Source organism: Pseudomonas sp. HAR-UPW-AIA-41, from assembly GCF_002304225.1.
Taxonomy (GTDB): Bacteria; Pseudomonadota; Gammaproteobacteria; order Pseudomonadales; family Pseudomonadaceae; genus Aquipseudomonas.
Window position 1 is genome coordinate 1 of record NZ_NSLB01000025.1, and the last position, 2,273, is coordinate 2,273.

3 pseudogenes are annotated in these 2,273 nt (G+C 70.0%); all 3 read right to left on the reverse strand.

What is annotated here, in order from left to right:
* Positions 1 to 99: 99 nt before the first annotated feature.
* A pseudogene (locus CK486_RS17690) lies at positions 100 to 519 on the reverse strand (exodeoxyribonuclease V subunit alpha); the annotation flags it as partial.
* Positions 519 to 2,174: pseudogene (locus tag CK486_RS17695) on the reverse strand (3'-5' exonuclease); the annotation flags it as partial. The pseudogenes CK486_RS17695 and CK486_RS17690, both read right to left, overlap by 1 nt.
* Positions 2,159 to 2,273: pseudogene (locus CK486_RS18375) on the reverse strand (hypothetical protein); the annotation flags it as partial. The pseudogenes CK486_RS17695 and CK486_RS18375, both read right to left, overlap by 16 nt.

The window sequence follows — 2,273 nt, forward strand, 5'->3', positions numbered from 1 at the left end:
CAAGCTGTACTTCGTAGGCGTGGTAGCGCGCCAGGTACAGGCGCTCGCCATCGAGAATCAGCGGGGCGAAATCGCCGGGCGCGCCGACCAGGCTGCTGGATTGAAGGCAAACAGCCGGGCCAGCGATTCGGCCAGGCGCGCTTCGTCCACCTCCGGTCGTAGCGCCGCGCGGCGCAGCAACTGGGACGCAAGCTGTACTTCGTAGGCGTGGTAGCGCGCCAGGTACAGGCGCTCGCCATCGAGAATCAGCGGGGCGAAATCGCCGGGCGCGCCGACCAGGCTGCTGGCTTCAAGCTCACGATGCCAGTGCGTCAGCGCGGGGAGGCGGAAGTCCTGCTCGGGCCAGGGCGCGGTGCCGGCCAGCCGGCGCAGCGGCAGGCAGACATCGCCATTGCCCAGCGCCGCGCAGCACAGCGCGGCGGCGGCCAGCACCGAATCCGGTGCCTGCGGTTCCAGGCGGCACAGGCTGCCGAGCAGGGCGCGTTCCAGTGGGCCGAGGGGCAGTTCATCCATAAGCATCACGCGCCCTCCGCAAAGAGTTGGTCCAGCGCATCCAGCAGGCTGTCCTGCGGGCGCTGGAAGTACACGCCGGCTTCGGGCATGCCACGCAGGAACAGGTACCAGGCGCCGCCCAGCCGGCTGTCGTCGAAGTCCGCCAGACGCAGGCGCAGGAAGCGGCGCAGTGCCACCAGATAGATCAGGTACTGCAGGTAGTAGTGCGCCCCGGCGATGGCCTGCTCCAGGCGTTCGCCGCCGTAGTAGCTGGCGTCCGGGCCGAGCCAGTTGGACTTGTAGTCGAGGATGTACCAGCGTCCGGCATGCTCGAAGGTCAGGTCGATGAAGCCCTTCATGAAGCCGTTGAGCAGGTCGAAGTTGAGGCTCCCGGCCGCCTCGCGCATGGCCTGCGGCAGACCGTGGGTCGGGTCCTGCAGGATGGCGCGCAGCGTCGCGATGGCCAGGTTGCGCAGCGGGAAGGTGAAGCCCAGCTCGGGCAGCCGGCGCGCCGGGTCGAGGGCCGACAGGCGCAGACCGGCGCCATCCAGGTCGGTGTCCAGCACCCGCTGCAGCTGCTCGGTAGCGATGGTCTGCCAGTCCAGCGGCAGGCCGTGTTCCTGCAATTGCTGCCCGACCAGCGCGGCCAGTTCGCCCTTGCCGCGCATCCAGTCTTCGAGGATGGCGTGCAGACAGGTGCCGGCGCGGGCGCCGCGGGGGAAGGCGAAGAAACCGCTGCCTGGCTCGCGGCTGGCCGGCGCGGCAAGCTGGTCGCGGTCCGGTGCTTCGTGGTGCTGGTCGGCGGCCAGACCCGAGAAGCTGCCCATGCGCCAGGCGCTGGTCAGGCTGCGCGAGAGCTGCGCCAGTTGCTGTGGTGGCTCGGCGCGGGATTCGCCGGCGGCGCTGGCCTCAGCCATCTGCAGCGGCAGCACGGCCATGCGTCCTGCGCTGGCCGCCACCAGTGCGTTCAGCTCGCCCAGCAGGCCCTGCGGGCTCGCCTGGCGCAGATGCTCGTTGAGCTCGCCCAGGGCGTCGGTGCCGGGCAGCTGGCGACCATGCAGCAGCCAGGCGAGGGCGCTGCTGGCCAGGCTCTCGGTGGCCAGCACGCCGTCCTTGTTGGCCTTGCAGTCCACTGGCCCCCAGTGCAGCCAGAGGTGGTCGCGGGCGCGGGTCAGAGCCACATAGGTCAGGCGCAGCTTCTCGGCGAAGCTCTCGCGCCGCGCCGCCTCGACATGCTCATCGAGCCTGTCGCTGCCCAGATCGAGCAGCGGCTGACCCTGCTCGTCGTGACAACTCGCGGTGTCGGTGTTTTTGCCCAGCAGGCGCCCGTCCCACAGGTAGGGGCAGAACACCAGTGGGTATTCCAGACCCTTGGAGGTGTGGATGGTGACGATCTGCACCCGCTCGGCATCGCTCTCCAGGCGCAGCAGGGCGTCCTCTCCGTGGCTCTCGGCGGCGCGCTGGGCGGCGAACCAGGCCAGCAGCGGCTCCAGCCCCGGACGCAGTAGGCTCTGTGCCTGCAGCAGTTCGGCCAGGTGCAGCAGGTTGGTCAGCCGGCGTTCGCCGTCGACCAGTGCCAGCAGACGCCCGGCCACGCCTTCCTGATCCAGCCAGGCGCGGAAGGCGCGCAGGAAGCCCTGCTGCTGCCACAGCTGATGGAAGCCTTCGGCGCGCTCGCGCTCGCATTGTCGGCCGACACCAGCAGCGAGCGCTGGAGGATGCGCACCACGGCATCGCCTTCGGGCAGCAGGCGGCGCAATACCTGCTCCAGGAACGGGCCG